The 14,276-nt window shown below is 71.8% G+C and carries 16 protein-coding genes and 1 tRNA gene; 14 read left to right on the top strand and 3 right to left on the bottom strand.

Annotated features, from left to right (window positions below; genetic code table 11):
• Window positions 1-5 precede the first annotated feature (5 nt).
• The 3 genes from E4P39_RS02030 to E4P39_RS02020 are packed head-to-tail and all read left to right on the top strand — an operon-like array spanning window position 6 to window position 2,964.
• On the top strand, window positions 6-509 hold the full coding sequence (locus E4P39_RS02030) for a hypothetical protein (protein ID WP_135134669.1): 504 nt from the start codon (window positions 6-8) through the stop codon (window positions 507-509).
• Window positions 509-2,395 carry a DNA primase gene (dnaG, locus tag E4P39_RS02025; RefSeq protein ID WP_135134667.1) on the top strand — a complete coding sequence of 629 codons (1,887 nt, stop codon included), beginning with the start codon at window positions 509-511 and terminating at the stop codon, window positions 2,393-2,395. The genes E4P39_RS02030 and dnaG overlap by 1 nt, the downstream gene beginning before the upstream one ends.
• Entirely contained in the window at window positions 2,392-2,964 is a 573-nt protein-coding gene (locus E4P39_RS02020; RefSeq protein ID WP_135134665.1) for a hypothetical protein, read from the top strand. Before dnaG ends, E4P39_RS02020 begins: the two co-directional genes overlap by 4 nt.
• A gap of 11 nt (window positions 2,965-2,975) precedes the next feature.
• Here the strand turns inward: E4P39_RS02020 and E4P39_RS02015 are convergent, their stop codons facing one another.
• Window positions 2,976-3,227, bottom strand: coding sequence for a hypothetical protein (locus E4P39_RS02015; RefSeq protein WP_245159578.1), 252 nt, complete (start codon window positions 3,225-3,227; stop codon window positions 2,976-2,978).
• Between the two features lie 100 nt (window positions 3,228-3,327).
• Here E4P39_RS02015 and E4P39_RS02010 point away from each other — a divergent pair.
• Both E4P39_RS02010 and E4P39_RS02005 read left to right on the top strand, forming a co-directional pair.
• Window positions 3,328-3,400, top strand: a tRNA-Asn gene (locus E4P39_RS02010).
• 108 nt (window positions 3,401-3,508) lie between these two features.
• A complete protein-coding gene (locus E4P39_RS02005) occupies window positions 3,509-4,759 on the top strand; it encodes a site-specific integrase (RefSeq protein WP_135134663.1) in 1,251 nt (416 codons plus the stop codon).
• Between the two features lie 55 nt (window positions 4,760-4,814).
• Here E4P39_RS02005 and E4P39_RS02000 read toward each other — a convergent pair whose 3' ends face one another.
• A complete protein-coding gene (locus tag E4P39_RS02000) occupies window positions 4,815-5,018 on the bottom strand; it encodes a helix-turn-helix domain-containing protein (RefSeq protein ID WP_135134661.1) in 204 nt (67 codons plus the stop codon).
• A gap of 652 nt (window positions 5,019-5,670) precedes the next feature.
• Between E4P39_RS02000 and E4P39_RS01995 the strand changes: the two genes are divergently transcribed.
• Window positions 5,671-6,627, top strand: coding sequence for a hypothetical protein (locus E4P39_RS01995; RefSeq protein ID WP_135134659.1), 957 nt, complete (start codon window positions 5,671-5,673; stop codon window positions 6,625-6,627).
• Between the two features lie 106 nt (window positions 6,628-6,733).
• On the opposite strand, the gene E4P39_RS01990 is transcribed toward E4P39_RS01995, so the two are convergent.
• Window positions 6,734-7,366, bottom strand: coding sequence for a prepilin peptidase (locus tag E4P39_RS01990; protein ID WP_135134657.1), 633 nt, complete (start codon window positions 7,364-7,366; stop codon window positions 6,734-6,736).
• A 273-nt stretch (window positions 7,367-7,639) separates the two neighbouring features.
• Here E4P39_RS01990 and E4P39_RS01985 point away from each other — a divergent pair, with 273 nt between their 5' ends.
• The 8 genes from E4P39_RS01985 to E4P39_RS01950 all read left to right on the top strand — a co-directional run bounded on the left by E4P39_RS01985 (window position 7,640) and on the right by E4P39_RS01950 (window position 14,231).
• On the top strand, window positions 7,640-8,248 hold the full coding sequence (locus E4P39_RS01985; protein ID WP_245159577.1) for a hypothetical protein: 609 nt from the start codon (window positions 7,640-7,642) through the stop codon (window positions 8,246-8,248).
• Window positions 8,236-9,186: a hypothetical protein gene (locus tag E4P39_RS01980; RefSeq protein ID WP_135134656.1), complete on the top strand. Its 951-nt coding sequence runs from the start codon at window positions 8,236-8,238 to the stop codon at window positions 9,184-9,186. The genes E4P39_RS01985 and E4P39_RS01980 overlap by 13 nt, the downstream gene beginning before the upstream one ends.
• A 140-nt stretch (window positions 9,187-9,326) precedes the next feature.
• The gene (locus E4P39_RS01975) at window positions 9,327-9,905 is read left to right on the top strand and encodes an SAF domain-containing protein (RefSeq protein ID WP_245159576.1); all 579 of its coding nucleotides are present in this window, start codon (window positions 9,327-9,329) and stop codon (window positions 9,903-9,905) included.
• 43 nt (window positions 9,906-9,948) lie between these two features.
• Window positions 9,949-10,674, top strand: coding sequence for a hypothetical protein (locus E4P39_RS01970; protein WP_245159575.1), 726 nt, complete (start codon window positions 9,949-9,951; stop codon window positions 10,672-10,674).
• A 104-nt stretch (window positions 10,675-10,778) separates the two neighbouring features.
• Window positions 10,779-12,200, top strand: coding sequence for an ATPase, T2SS/T4P/T4SS family (locus tag E4P39_RS01965; protein WP_245159574.1), 1,422 nt, complete (start codon window positions 10,779-10,781; stop codon window positions 12,198-12,200).
• A complete protein-coding gene (locus E4P39_RS01960; RefSeq protein ID WP_135134652.1) occupies window positions 12,197-13,063 on the top strand; it encodes a type II secretion system F family protein in 867 nt (288 codons plus the stop codon). Before E4P39_RS01965 ends, E4P39_RS01960 begins: the two co-directional genes overlap by 4 nt.
• Window positions 13,060-13,968, top strand: coding sequence for a type II secretion system F family protein (locus tag E4P39_RS01955; RefSeq protein ID WP_135134651.1), 909 nt, complete (start codon window positions 13,060-13,062; stop codon window positions 13,966-13,968). The genes E4P39_RS01960 and E4P39_RS01955 overlap by 4 nt, the downstream gene beginning before the upstream one ends.
• 26 nt (window positions 13,969-13,994) lie before the next feature.
• A complete protein-coding gene (locus E4P39_RS01950; RefSeq protein ID WP_135134649.1) occupies window positions 13,995-14,231 on the top strand; it encodes a hypothetical protein in 237 nt (78 codons plus the stop codon).
• Window positions 14,232-14,276 lie beyond the last annotated feature (45 nt).

Here is a 14,276-nt window from a genome sequence, read left to right as displayed (position 1 = left end):
TCGTCGTGATCGAACTGGGCAAGGCGGGCTCCGCCGGAACGGAGAAGGGCGTGCTGCCCGTGCTCCGCGACGGGTCCGTGGTGGCCACCCTCCGCGCATCGGGTTGGAAGGAGGCGGCCACGGCGGTCGTCGGTGACCGGGAGTGGGTGTTCGCCAAGAACGAGCGTGAACTCAGCGCCCGGTGGGCTGCGGATCCCGAGGGCGCCGTCCGGCTGCGGGCGTGGCAGACCTCGAAGGGCACGTGGGCCGTCGAGCTGGACGGCACGCCCGTCGAGGTGCAGAGCGCTTCGTGGTGGAACGGCACCCGCCGGTATCTGGCCGGGGGGCGGCAGGTGGCCGAGAGCGGCTCAACCGGGGGCTGGTCACCGCGCACGACGCTGACCGGCGATCCCGCGCTGCCGCTCGACGATCAGGTCTTCCTGCTCTGGGTGGAACTGGTCATCACCCGGCGGAACAACGCAGTCATGGGCGCTGCCGTGGGCGCCGCCGTCATCGGGGGCAGCAGCTGATGGCCGGCCGGGGACGCATCCGCGCCGCGGACATCGCGCTGGTCCGCGAGCGGTCGAAGATCGACGAGATCGTCGGCGAGCACCTGCAGCTCAAGCGCGCGGGCGGGGGCAGCCTCAAGGGCCTCTGCCCGTTCCACGACGAGAAATCACCGTCCTTCCAAGTGACGCCGACGCGAAATCTCTACCATTGCTTCGGGTGCGGAGTGGGCGGAGATGTCATTTCCTTCATCCAGCAGATCGACCATTTGTCGTTCACCGAGGCGGTAGAACTGCTCGCCGCGCGGGCCAATGTCGAGCTCAAGTACGAGGACGACAGCGGCCGGGCCACCGGCGCGCCCGATCGCGCCAACGTCGGGCAGCGCGCGCGCCTGGTCGCGGCCAACACCGCCGCGGCGGCCTTCTTCGCCGAGCAACTCGGCACGCCGGACGCCGCCCCGGCCCGGCAGTTCCTCGCCGAGCGCGGCTTCGACCGGCAGGTGGCGATCGACTTCGGCTGCGGATTCGCGCCCAGCGGCTGGGATGCGCTGACCCGCCACCTGCGGGGTCTGGGTTTCACCCAGGCCGAGCTCGTGACCGGCGGGCTGGCCAAGGAGTCCTCCCGCGGCTCGCTGATCGACCGCTTCCACCGCCGGCTGGTCTGGCCGATCCGCGACATCACCGGCGACGTCATCGGGTTCGGCGCCCGCAAGCTCATGGACGACGACCCGGGGCCGAAGTACCTCAACACGCCCGAGACCCCGCTCTACAAGAAGAGCACCGTGCTCTACGGCATCGAGCGGGCCAAGCGGGACATCGCCAAACGGCACCAGGCCGTCGTCGTCGAGGGCTACACCGATGTGATGGCCTGTCACCTGGCCGGCGTCACCACCGCCGTCGCCTCGTGCGGAACGGCGTTCGGCGGCGAGCACATCAGCGTGCTGCGCCGGCTGCTGATGGACCAGGACGAGTTCCGCGGCGAGGTGGTCTACACCTTCGACGGCGACGCGGCCGGCCAGGCGGCGGCCATGAAGACCTTCGCCGAGGACCAGCGCTTCGTCGGCCAGACGTTCGTGGCCGTCGAGCCGGGCGGGCATGACCCCTGCGAGCTGCGGCAGGAGCACGGCGACGCCGCCGTGCGGGACCTGGTGGCCCGCCGCACCCCACTGATCGAGTTCGTGCTCAAGACGACCCTGGCCGGCTACGACCTCGACACGGTCGAGGGCCGCGTGGCGGCGCTGGAGAAGACCGCGCCCCTCCTGGCGCAGGTCAAGGACCATGCCCTGCGCCCGGCCTACGCCCGCCGGCTGGCCGGCATGCTCGGCCTGCCCGACGAGACCGAGGTCGTCGACCGGGTGCGGCGGCTGACCGGTGACACCGGCGGGGAGAGGCCCCGCTCACGGCCACGCCCCGCGCAGCGGACGCCTGACGATGCCGCTGTTGCCGTCGAGCGCGAAGCGGTCAAGGCGGCCCTGCAGGTCCCGGAGATCGCCGGCCCGTCGTTCGACGCCGTCCCCGCCGAGGCCTACACCGACCCTGACTACGCCGCCGTGGCCGCCGCCGTCGCCGCGGCCGGGGGAGCGGCCGGCGCGACCGTGACCGGCCCGGCCTGGCTGGACCAGGTCGCCGAACACTGTCCGCGGGAGTCCGCGCGCGCCCAGCTGACCGCACTCGCCGTCGAGCCGCTGCGCTCGGTCGGGGAGAACGACGTGCTCTACGTCAACGCTCTCATGGCTCGCCTGCAGGAGATCTACACCGTCCGCCAGATCGCCGTCGTCAAGGGGAAGCTGCAGCGGATGAACCCGGTGGAGGCGGCGGACGACTACATGAAGGCGTTCAAGCAGCTGATGGACCTCGAGCAGCTGGCCATCTCGCTGCGCAAGCGCGCCACGGGCGGGCTGACCCCGTGAGCCTCTTCGAGCGAGTCAAGCGGCGGTTCGCCCGCGCGCCGGAGCCGGTCCGTGCGGCGGTCGACGCCGCGGGTGACCCCGACGAGCGCATCCTGGCCTGGGGAGCGCTCGAGCGGGACGAGGGATGGCTGGTCGCCACGTCCCGGGGCCTGCGGTCGGTCGATCCGGACGCGCAGGGGAGTGACGTCGGGCTGCTGCGCTGGCACGAGGTCGGGCACGCGAAGTGGACGACCGGACCCGCCGGGGGCGGGTACCTGCTGGTGACACCGCTCGCCGAGGTCGAGCCCGGGGTGCAGGCGCGGCAGCCGGTCCGCCGGTACGCCGTCACCGAGGCGGGGGACCTGCCCGCGGTGCTGCGACGGCGGGTGGACGAGACGGTGGTGGCCAGCCAGCGGTCACCGCTGCCGGGTGGCAGAGGAGTGCTGCTGGTGGCCCGCCGGATCCCCGGTCAGCCGGTCCGGGAGTGGTCGGTGGTCTTCGACGACGACACGCACCGCACCGACCCGGTGGCGCGGGAGGCGGCGAGGCAGAAGCTGGCCGACCTCATCAGCGCCGACCAGCCGGGCTGACGCCTCCGCAGTCAGCGAGGCGGCGGCTCGCTGCCCATGTGGGTGCGCAGGGAGGACAGCGCGTCGTCGGCCTTCGCCTGCGCGACGCCGGCCAGGCTCTGCAGGCGGGGGTCGTCCTTGGCCCGCTCCCAGGTCCGGCGGATCTGCTCGTAGCGGCCATGACCGGCCTTCGCGCCGAGCACGTAACCGGCACCGAATCCGGCGAGGAAGGACAGCTTCGCCACGTGGACCTCCAGGTCGTCGAGCCGGGAAACTGTGCGCACGTTACCTGTGGTGCGGCGCACCCGGGACGCGAGCAGGTGGTGCGCGGTCCCGGTCGGACCGTGGGGTAACCTCGTCGGGCCAGCGGGTCGCACCCGCTCATCCCCCGTAGCTCAATTGGCAGAGCATGCGACTGTTAATCGCAGGGTTAGTGGTTCGAGTCCACTCGGGGGAGCAAGTCTAGGCCCCTGACCAGCAGGTTCTAGGTCAGGAACCTTCGCTATGGCGTCAACCTGACCGGTCGGGCATCCTTTAGGCATCCAAAACGGATGAGGAGGATGCCGTGGGCCGGCCACCGCTCCCGCTAGGGACGTACGGCAAGGTCCTGTTCTTCGCGCAGCCCAGTGGCCAGGTCAAGGCCCGGGCGAAGTTCCGCGACTTCGACGGTCGGGTGCGGCTGGTGTCCAAGGTGGGCCCGTCGCGGGCAGCAGCCGAGCGGGCGCTGAAAGCCGAGTTCACCCGCCGCCAGGCGCCCGGCGGCGTCGGCGCGATCACTGCCGCGACACGAATGGTCACGTTGGCTGAGGTCTGGATCGAGGCCGACCACGGCTGGTCGACTGGTACGCAGCGCACTTACCGGTCGGTGGTCAACAAACAGGTCAAGCCGGCTTTCGGTCAGCTCTGCATCCGCGAGGTGACGGCCGGCATGGTCAGCCGGGCGCTGTCCGCCATCGCCAAGAGCAGCGGGCCAGGTGCCGCGAAAACCGCACGGGCGTGCCTCTCCGGGATGTTCGCGCTGGCGATCCAGGACGACGCTGTCGCGGTCAACCCGGTCCGCGACGCCACCGCGAAGATCAGTACCGGCAAGCGGGCGCCGCGCGCACTCACCGCGGCAGAGACCGGACGACTCGTCGAGCTGTTCCGAACCAGCGACCGCGCGGCCCAGCTCGACCTGCCCGACCTCGTCGACTGGATGCTCGCCACCGGTTGCCGGATCGGCGAAGCGCTGGCCCTGCGGTACGGGACGAATGGCGACGGCAAGTCGATCCTCGATCTCGAGGCCGGGACCTGGGAGGTGAACGCCACCGTGGTCCGCGTTCCAGGCGCCGGGCTGTCGGTCCAGCCGCGGCCGAAGACCACCGCCGGCTGGCGGGTTATCGCGCTGCCTGACTTCGCCGTCCGGATGCTGGGGGACCGGCGCGCGAGCTCTCACCGGCAGACGGACGCTCAGGTCGTCTTCCCTCCGCCGCTCACCGGCACCCTGCGAGACCCGTCGAACGTCTCCGGTGACTTCCGCCAGTTGCTCGACTCGTTCGAATGCGAGACCTGCTCCGGCACCGGCTACCAGCTCGCCGCGGACGGCTCATTCAGTACGGGGGCGGCCGGGCGACGTGTCCGCTGTGAGGAGGGACCGTGGTCGTGGGTCACCTCGCACACCTTTCGCAAGACCGTCGCCACGCGCCTCGACGAGGCCGGGCTCACCCCGCGGCAGGTGGCCGACCAGCTGGGCCACGCGAACCCGTCGATGACGCTCGACGTCTACTTCGGCCGACAGGTCGTCAGCGCCGAGGCGGCGCGGGCGTTGGACCGCTGAACGCCGTCGTCGTGAAGTCCTGGCACGACGGCGGGGCGGCGCTGACTCCCACCGGTCACCCCACTCGTTCGGCGCGCCCTGCTTCCGCCTGCTCATGCAGCCACGCGGTCACGTCAGCGCGCCGGTAGACCACGCGACGTCCCACACGGAAGCTGTGCGGGCCGGTGCCGAGGTGCCGCCAGTACCTCAGCGTGGAGACGGGCGAGCGCATGATCAGGGCAACCTCGGCCGTGGTCAGCAGGTCATCGGGGCTGTCCATGGCGCGCTCCTCTGTGTTCGTGACACGGGCCGTCTGGGCTTGCCAGGGCAAGGTAGGCCCAGGTTTCGACAGCTTGTCCGCTCCGCGAGTCGGTGGGGGCTGCCGGATCCCACGCGACCGCACCGGGACAGCTTTGCGGTGATCAGCGGACCGTCCGCGTTACTCGCGTGGTCATCGGCGCCCACCCGCCACAGATCCAGCAGGTCCGAGCCGACGGTGCGCGGCTCGCCGCCCGGCGCCCGGCGCCCTCATCGTGGCAAGGCGCGGTAGACGTCGTCAGCAACGAGGCGGCTCAACAGGCGAGGGTCACGTGCAGCCGGGGGATGTGGAAGCAGGCTTACTGTCCACAGGACTGCCGGAGAAGCGTTCCGTCGTCATTACGTCGGTGCAGCTTTACGTTATGAGCGAGCCCACGGAAACGGAACGGCGGATCTGTCGATTTCCCGGCTGCCAACGGCCGGCTGCGGCATCGCAGGCAGGGGCCGGCCGGCCGCCGGAGTACTGCGACAACACCGGACACAACCGGACCGCCGCCTGGCACGCCCGCCGCCGCCTGCGAACGGAGCAGTCCGGGCACGCGGCCGGGGTGGAGCAGCGGCCGGTGGACGCCGCGCGGCAGCGGGCCAGTGAGTTGCACGGTCAGGTCGCCGGCATGGTCGAGAACCTGGGTCAGCAGCTGCAGGGGTTGCTCGAGGAGCTGCGGACCGTGGCCGATCCGGAGGCCGCCGAGCTACAGATCGAAGCCGTGACGAGTCAGGCGGCCGAGCAGGTGGCGACCGCCGAGGCTCGCGCCAGCCGGGCTGCGCAAGCGCAACGGCGCGCCGAGGCCGAGCGCGCCGAGGCTGACGCCGCTGCTGAGGAGGCCTCAGTGCTGAGCGAGCAGCTTCGTGCCGGACTGGACGAGTCTGGCCAGCGGCTGGCGAGGGCCAGCGCAGAGCGGGACAGGGTGATCGCCGAACTGGCTGACGCTCGAGCGACCGTCGAGGCGGAGCGGGAGCAGTTCTCAGCGAGGCTGCTCGATCTCGCCGAGAAGCTGACCGTCACGGAAGCGCGGCTGGGCGAGGCCCACGCCGCCAGGGACGCCGCGACGCAACGAGCCGAAGCCGCCCTGATCGCGCAGTCCGAGGCCGAAGCGCGGTCCCGGAACGCCGTCGAACGGATCGATGCCGAGTCGGAGCGCGCCGCCCGGGCGGAGGACGCAGTCGAGTCGCTACGCCGGGACCTGGTGCAAGCCGAACGGCGAGCGACGGAGCTCCGTGAGGAGGTCGGCGATCTGCGCGGGAAGCTGGCGACGATGACCGCCCAGCGCGACGCTGCGGTTCACGACGCCGAACGCGAGAAGGTCCACGGCCAACAGCGGGTCGACGACCTACGTGCCCGTCACGAGGAGGAGAACCGCCGACTCCGGGAGGAGTTCGTCGAGCTGCGCGGTGAGCTCAACGCCGCGCGCGAGGAAGCTGGCGTCCAGCGCAGCAGGGCCGATCGAGCCGAAGCCCAACTCGACAGCGCCCCCGTCGCACGGGAGACCCGGCGTCCCCAGTCGCCCCCCGGGCGTGGAAGGCGTCGAGGCGAGAGCACCGCCCCGGGAGTCGACGAGACCGGCGGCTGATCGCGAGGAGGCTTGGCCGGGGCCGCCGAACCGGCTCATGGAACCGGCGCCCTGCCGGTGTGCCGAAATCTTGCTTCGGGATATCGATCGCCAGTCGGATCGTGTGTCAGAGAGCGGCCGCGAGCAGGAAGCCCACCGCGAGGGCAGGGCCGTAGGGGATCGTGCTCCGACGGTCCCTACCACGCATCAAGGTCGCGACGGCTTGCGTCACGGTGATCAAGGTGAACGCGGCGAGGGCCAACAGGAGGCCGCGTTGCGTGGCGTGTCCAAGGCCGAGTCCGCCGAGCGTCGCCAGGCGGACGTCACCGAAGCCTGCTCCCGCGAATCGCCAGCAGAGGAGCATCACCAGCCCGGACGCCAACGCAGCGACCCCGCTGAGTGCCAGTCCCGGCCAGTCGCCGTGCACGACCAGTACAACCCCCAGCACTGTGCAGGTCACCACGCCGGCCTGCCGGACGAGTGCGGTCGGGACGCGCTGGGTGACCGCGTCGCAGCAAGCCGCCGCGACAAGGGCGCATCCCCAGACCAGGAGGACCGGCGCGAGCCCCCAGATGCCGGTCCGATGTGTCGTCGCCATCGCCGCAGCCCCGGCCGCGATCCCGCCGAGAGCACCCGCCAGGCTCACACCTCTGTTCATGGCGTCCGGTCGCCCCAAGTGGGCGAGCCCTCGTGCGGCCAGCACGGGTGTGGCCGCGGCCCCGGTGACAGCGGCCGCGGCACCCAGCCACAGACTGGTCATGCGCCGCCAGATGCCTCCTCGTACGGACCGCGAACGACTGTCTCCCGAGTGCTGACACCCCCGTCCGCCGCGGTGTGGAAGGAGGGGCTGCGAGTGTGCGGCGCCGAAGCATGACGGTGCCTTGCGATACACCCATCTGGGGGACGGAAGGCGGAACGATCGTGACTCTGGGTCACTCGAACGGGTGGCATGGTGCTGGACGTCACACCGTGTTCCCGTGAAACAGGAAGTCTCGATACACGAACGGGCGAACGGGAGCGGAGGTGCTCACGCGTGCGAGTGACGCGGGCGGCGGCCACGGCAGCGGTGGCTGCCGTGCTCACGGTCTCCGGCTGCTCGTCGTCCGGCGACGGTTCCTCGGCTGCGCCGACCTCTACGACGTCGGGTCCATCGTCGAGCGCGGCACCATCCACGACCGATCCGTCCAGCGACGCAGAAGCACAGGCGGTCGCCTTCGTCCCGACCTACCTCGGGACGATCGACGATCTCTATCTGGACCCGGCGCGACCCCTCGACGACCTCTACGAGGTGGCGGTCGCGCCGGAGGCCACCGCCCAGGCCACGGCTATCGGGACGTTCCGTTCCCAGGGATTTCGGCAGATCGGGCGGTCCCAGCTGGTGACGGCGAGCGCAGACAGCGTCGACCCCACGACCGATCCGGCGTCCTCGCCGTCATCAGCGCTCCCGACTTTCGTGGTCACCGCATGTGTCGACGTGAGCCAGGTGCAGGCCACCGATGCTTCCGGGACCTCGGTCATCCCCGCTGACCGCCCGAGATACCTCGTGGCACGGTTGACGGTGGTCAACCCGAACTACCCGGACGCCTCCTCGTGGCGGGTCAGCGAGGCTCCGAACAGGCAGGCGCAGTCATGCGACGGGTGACGCTCGCGCTCCTCGGGGTGCTGCTCGGCCTCTGTGGCCAGAGCGGCGTCCCAGCTGCGGCTGACCCGGTCGCCTGTCAGCAGTACAACTCGCACGGCATCTGCGTTGTGGAGGCCGAGTCCGCTCAGCAGCCGGCAACCCGGCCGGTCGCGGCGGGCTCCACCAGCGGCGGCAGCAGCGATGAGGCCTCATGCACCCTGGACGCCACCGGCGCCGTCGTCCCGTGTCAGGACGGCCCGTCATGGTGGGTGCAGAGCCTGCAGTGCTACGCCCAGCCGATGCTCGAGCCACCTCCCAAGGACTCACCGATCTGGGGCGGCCACACCGACGGCGCCATCTACCTGTGCACCTTCTACACGAACGGTGGGTCCTTCCCAGGCACGAACGGATTCTCGTTCTGGTCGGCGACCGCGCCGGCTGGCCCCGCAGCCGTCGACCCCACGGTGCTCGCCGAGCGGGCCCTGCGCACCCTGACCATCCCCGAGCCGACGACCGGCCGGTACCCGGCCGGGACCATGCGGGACGGCCGACCCTTCACGGTGGTCAACGCCTACACGTGGTTCTGGACCGACCCCGAATCGTTCCGGGCGCTGACCGCGCGGGCGGACGCCGGCGGTGTCTGGGCGCAAGTGACGGTGACGCCGACTGCCTTGAGATTCACACCCGGCGACGGGGCGGACGCTGTCTCCTGTCCCGGCCCCGGGGTGACCTGGCAGCCAGGCGACGGCGTCTGGGCGCCCTCCCCGGCGGGCTGCCACTACCGGTATCCGCACTCGTCGATCCGTCAGCCCGATGAGCAGGTGACGGCCACGTACGGCATCAGTTGGTCGATCGCCTGGACGTCGTCGACGGGAGCGAGCGGCACCCTGCCGGACTTGACGACGTCGTCGAACGCGACGTTCGCGGTTGCGGAGGTTCAAGCGGTGGTGACCAGGTGACCGCGCGCGTCGACGGTGCGCCGATGCCGGCCGGGCCGCCGGTGGCTCCCGCGCCCCACACCGCTCCGACGCCGCAGGCACCCCCACTGCGCAGTGCTGCGTCGAGACGGCGCTCGAGCCACAGGGCACTGATCCTCAGCGTGCTCGTCGTCCTGCTGGGTGGCCTTCTCGCCTTCGCCGCGGGCCGAATGCTGACCTCGCACGCCGAGGTGCTCGCCGTCGCCCGGGACGTGCAGGTGGGCTCGACGATCACAGCCGACGACCTGACGGTCGCGAACGTTCCCGCGGACCCCAACCTCTCGCCCATCCCGGCGGCGGAGCAGTCCCAGGTCGTCGGAATGGTGGCGCAGGTCCCGTTGACCCGCGGCGAGATGCTGACCCGCGCCCAGGTCGGCGCGGGCACCGGACTCGCGGCCGGGCAGATGCTGGTCGCCCTGCCGTTGAAGGAAGGGCAGTTCCCCGCTCGAGGGCTGGCTCCGGGGCAGCAGGTGCTGATCGTCCCGACTCCCGGCATCACTGGCTCCACTGGCGAGACCGGCGCTTCAGGCGCGGCGCCCGATCGGCCGACCGAGGCGACCGTCGCCGAGGTCGGGCCGGTGAACCCGACCACCCAGGTCACGGTGGTCGACGTGCGGGTCCGCGACGCCGACGGTCCGGCCGTGGCCAGGCTCGCCTCCACCGGCAGTCTGGCGCTGATCCTGCTGCCGGCCGGGCGGTGACCGGGTGCTCACCGTCGTGGCCTCAGGCAAGGCAGCTCCTGGCGTGACCACGTCCACGTGGGCGCTCGCCTTGTGCTGGCCACGGCCGCTGTTGCTCGCCGACTGTGATCAGGCCGGCGGGGACATGGCGCCGGGACTGCTGGCCGGAAGGGTCGGCGTCGACCGCGGTCTGCTGTCCTGGTCGACAGCAGCACGTGGGGGGTTGCCGGCGACGGCGGCCGCCGCCCTGCTCGCCGAGCACGCCGTCCAGGTGCCGGAGCACCCGCCGCTGGCGCTGATCCCCGGCTTCGCGACGGCCACCCAGGGCACGTCGTTCACCTCCGAGACGTGGCAGCGGCTCGCACTCGCGCTGCAAGAGTCGATGTCCGCGATCGGCCGGGACGCCTTGGTGGACACCGGGCGCCTGGTCACCGATCGCGGCTGCTGGCCGGTGCTGCGAGCCGCCGACCAGGTGCTCCTCGCGGTGCGGCCCAGCGTGCGGTCGGTGCACGCGGCGCAGGACGCCGTGCAGCGGGTGCGTCAGGAGCTCGGCGACCTGGCGAGGGTGGCCGCGCTGGTGATCGGGAACGGGCCGTACCCGGCGGGCGAGGTGGCAAAGGCGCTGCAGCTGCCGCTCGCCGGCTCCCTGCCCTACGACTGGACCGCAGCGGCAGTTCTCTCCGACGGCGCGATGTCGAGCATGAAGACGCTGCGGCGGTCGGCGCTTCTGCGGGCAGCGTCGGGCCTGGCCGCCGAACTGGCGGACACCGCCGAGGCAGTCGCCGGATGAGCCCCCACGACGCCCCCCGGCCGTGGGTTCCCTCCTTGGACCTGGGGCTTCCGCAGGCCCGGACGCGGCCACAGCGGCTGCCCTTGCCGAGCGCCGAGTCAGCGGTGGAGGCGCAGTCGGACGACGCCCCGACGTCCGAGGCCGCGGAGCTCACCGAGGCCGAATACCGCGTCGTCGGGGAGCTGCGCGACCGGGTGTCGACTCGGCTGACGGCGGAGGACAAGAATTACGCAGCCGGACCGCGACGGGAACTGACCAAGAAGCTCATCCGCGACGAGTACGACCAGTGGCTGCTGCATGAGGCCAACCGCGGCCGCGCTGCCCCGACGGTGACCACCGAGGAGACGATCTTCTCCGCCGTGCTGGCGGAGCTCGACGGGCTGGGGCGGTTGGCTCCGCTGCTGGCTCGTGACGACGTCGAGGACATCCACTTCGAGGGCTGTGACCCGACCATGCTGCGCAGGGTGGACGGCCAGCTGGTGGCGGGCCCGCCGATCGCCTCCAGCGACGAGGAACTCGAGCAGCTGCTGCGCTCGATCGGGTCACGCTCGGACGGCGGGCAGACCAGCCGCGAGTTCTCCTCGGCCAGCCCGATCCTCAACGTGCGGCTGAAGGGCGTCACCGATCTCGGAGCCCGCCTGCAGGCCGCGATGGACGTGCTGCCCCGCCCGGCCGGGGTCATCCGCGTCCACCGGTTCTCCGACCCGAGCCTGGACGACCTGCACCGGCTGAACATGGTCGACTCGCCCGTGCGGGCGTTCCTGCACGCGGCGATCGAGGCCGGCGTATCGCCGCTGGTGACCGGCGCGCCGGGCGTCGGCAAGACCACGCTGCTGCGTGCGCTGGGCAACGCCATCCCGTGGAACAACGTCGTCATCACCGTCGAGGACGAGCGGGAACTCGGTCTGCACCTGGCGCGGTGGGATCCCGACCAGCAGCGACTGGTCAAGCGGCACGCCGTCTGTCGGCCCTTCGAGTCCCGGCTGCCCAACGCAGAGGGTCGAGGCGGATTCGACATGGGAGACGCCCTGCACTTGGCCCTTCGGGCTTCCCCGACCTGGGTGCTGGTCGGTGAGGTGCGCGGCGCCTACGTCACCTCCCTGCTGGAGGCCGCGACCAGCGGCATCGCGTCGGTGATGTGCACGATCCACTCGCCGTCGGCCGACGGCGTCTTCGACAAGGTCCTGATCAACGCGCTCAAGGCGCACCCGCCCCCGTCACCGGAGCTGGTCCTGCGGTCGCTGGCCGCTCTTGGTCTCGTCGTCCACGTGCACCGCGACCGCGGCTACTCCCGTTTCGTGTCGGGCATCTACGAACTCGGCGCGGTCGGCGACTCCGGGCGGCCCGACCTCAAGCCCATCTTCGCGCCTCGCCCCGAGGACGGCCGCGCTCAGGCCACCGGGGCGGGGATGCTCAGCGACTCGCTCGCCGAACGGCTGACCGCCATTGGCTTCGACCTCAACTGGCTGCACCCGGACGCCTCGGACTGGCCCACCGGCCTCCGCCGCCAGGAGCGAGCGTCGTGACCGCCGGGCTGCTGCTGCTCACGCTGGCCGGCCTGTTGATCGCAGCCGGTCTCGTCGCGGCCGTCGCAGCCGCGCGAGGGGTCGCCCTCTGGTCCGCAGGCCCGCCGTCAGCCCACCGCCGTCCTCGCCGGCTGGTCTCGCCCTTGCACCTCGGCGCGCTGGGCACCGCGGTGCTGGTCCTGTTGATAACCGGCTGGCCGGTCGCCGCAGTTGCCGCGGTCGGCGGTGTTGTATTCGTCCCCAAGGTGCTCGGCGGTGGCAAAGCGTCCAGGCAACTGATCGCCACCTCCGAGGCGCTGGCGGACTGGACCCGGCGGCTGGCCGACCTGATCAGCTCCGGCGCCGCCGGTTCGACCCGGGACGCGCTGCGCCGCTCGCTGAGCTCGGCGCCGGAGCCGATCGCTCCGGCGGTCACCAACCTGGTGACCCGGATGGGGCCGCAGGGGGTGGAGCCGGCGCTGCGGCAGTTCGCCCGGGAGGTCGACGACCCCGCCGCCGACAAGATCGCCATGGTGCTCATCCTGCGGGAGCGCAATGGCGGACCAGGCCTGGCCGAGGTGCTCACCGCCCTGGCCGCGGACCTCGACGACCGCTCGCGGATGGTCCGCGAGATCGAGGCCGAGCGCGCCAAGCCGCGGGCGAACATGCGCACCATCGTCGTCGTCACCTTGGTCCTGGTCGTCGGGATGACCCTGTTCGCCCGGACCTTCCTGTCCGGCTACTCCACACCGCTCGGGCAGGTCGCGTTGCTCGTGGACGTCGCGATCTTCGGGACGGCGCTGCGATGGATGCGGCGCCTGTCCGACCCGCCACGGCCGCCGCGTGTGCTGAGAGACCCCGGCCTGGCCACGGTGGACCGGTGACCGGACTGCAGATGGCCACCCTCGCCGGCATGGTCGTGGGACTCGGTCTCGTCCTCGCCGTCCGCGCGGTGCGTCCCGCGCCGCCGTCGCTGGCCGCGGCGCTCGAGCAGCTCTCGGCCGGCCCCACGGCCGGGACCCTTCCGCCTCCGGGAACGCCGCCGAGCTCGGCGGGGGACCGGAGGACCTGGCTGCCGCCGGCTGTGGTCCGTCCAGTCGAGGGACGTCTGGGGGTATCCGACGCCGATCTGGCGATCCTCGGCCAGACGCGCAGGGAGCTCGCCGCCCGCAAGGTGGCCCTGGCCCTCGCCGGATTGCTCACCCCTGCGGCGCTCGGCCTGATGTGCGTGCTGCTCGACGTCCCGGTGCCGTTCGTCGTGCCCACCGCCGTCGGGCTGGCGCTCGCAGGTGTCGGCTGGCTCCTCCCGTCGGCCGAGGCCCGGGAGGCGGCGGGGAAGGCGCGGGCAGAATTCCGCAGCAACCTGGAGTCCTTCCTCACCCTGGTAGCCGGCGAGCGCCGGGCACGCGGCTCGGTGGAGCAGGCCCTCGAGGAGGCCTCCGAGATCTCTGGTAGCGCCCCGTTCGTCCGCATGCGCCGCGCGATCCGGCGGGCGGCGCTGTCCGGTCGCAAGCCATGGAGCGACCTGCGCAACCTCGGCGAGGAACTCGCGGTTCCGGAGCTGCGCAACCTCGCCGACATCGCGGCGGTGGCCGCCGACGGGGCGTCGGTCTACAACACCCTGCTGGCCAGCGCCCGCACGCTCCGGCACGCCGAGCTGTCTGACGCCCGCAGCCGGGCCAACGAGGTCAGCGAGCGCATGTCGCGCCCGCTGGCGCTGCTGGTCACCGGACTGACGCTGTTCGTCCTCGTCCCGTTCCTGATCCGCATGTTCGCCGTCAGCGCATGAGCACATCGCCAACCAGGAGGTACTCCGTGTTCCGATCGACGAGCCGTCACCGAGGCCCCAAGGCGGTCCCGGCCATCCGGGCGGCGCTGTACGCAGCGGCCCTGTCCGCTTTCGCATGGCTGCGCGCCGAGCAGGTCGGCGACGACCGCGGCTCGGACTCCTCGGAGAAGGCCTTCATGGTCATCCTCGCCATCACTCTCGGTGGCGCGGTCACCGTCGCCGCGGTGGCCTTCGTGGCCAGCAAGACGGCGCTGTTCCAGTAGAGCGACGCAGCCCGCACGATGCCTGGAGCCCGTTTTCGGACACGC

Origin of the sequence: Blastococcus sp. CT_GayMR19 (genome assembly GCF_004570385.1) — a bacterium.
GTDB lineage: Bacteria > Actinomycetota > Actinomycetes > Mycobacteriales > Geodermatophilaceae > Blastococcus_B.
The sequence above is the reverse complement of the archived record's forward strand: the minus strand, read 5'-3'. Positions and strand labels throughout refer to the sequence as shown.

Excerpts from the sequence above, each read along its gene's own strand:
- E4P39_RS01995 (WP_135134659.1), top strand. The coding sequence starts at position 5,671 with ATGGTCGAGAACCTGGGTCAGCAGCTGCAGGGGTTGCTCGAGGAGCTG.
- E4P39_RS02000 (WP_135134661.1), bottom strand. The coding sequence starts at position 5,018 with ATGGACAGCCCCGATGACCTGCTGACCACGGCCGAGGTTGCCCTGATC.
- dnaG (WP_135134667.1), top strand. The coding sequence starts at position 509 with ATGGCCGGCCGGGGACGCATCCGCGCCGCGGACATCGCGCTGGTCCGC.
- E4P39_RS01980 (WP_135134656.1), top strand. The coding sequence starts at position 8,236 with ATGCGACGGGTGACGCTCGCGCTCCTCGGGGTGCTGCTCGGCCTCTGT.
- E4P39_RS01990 (WP_135134657.1), bottom strand. The coding sequence starts at position 7,366 with ATGACCAGTCTGTGGCTGGGTGCCGCGGCCGCTGTCACCGGGGCCGCG.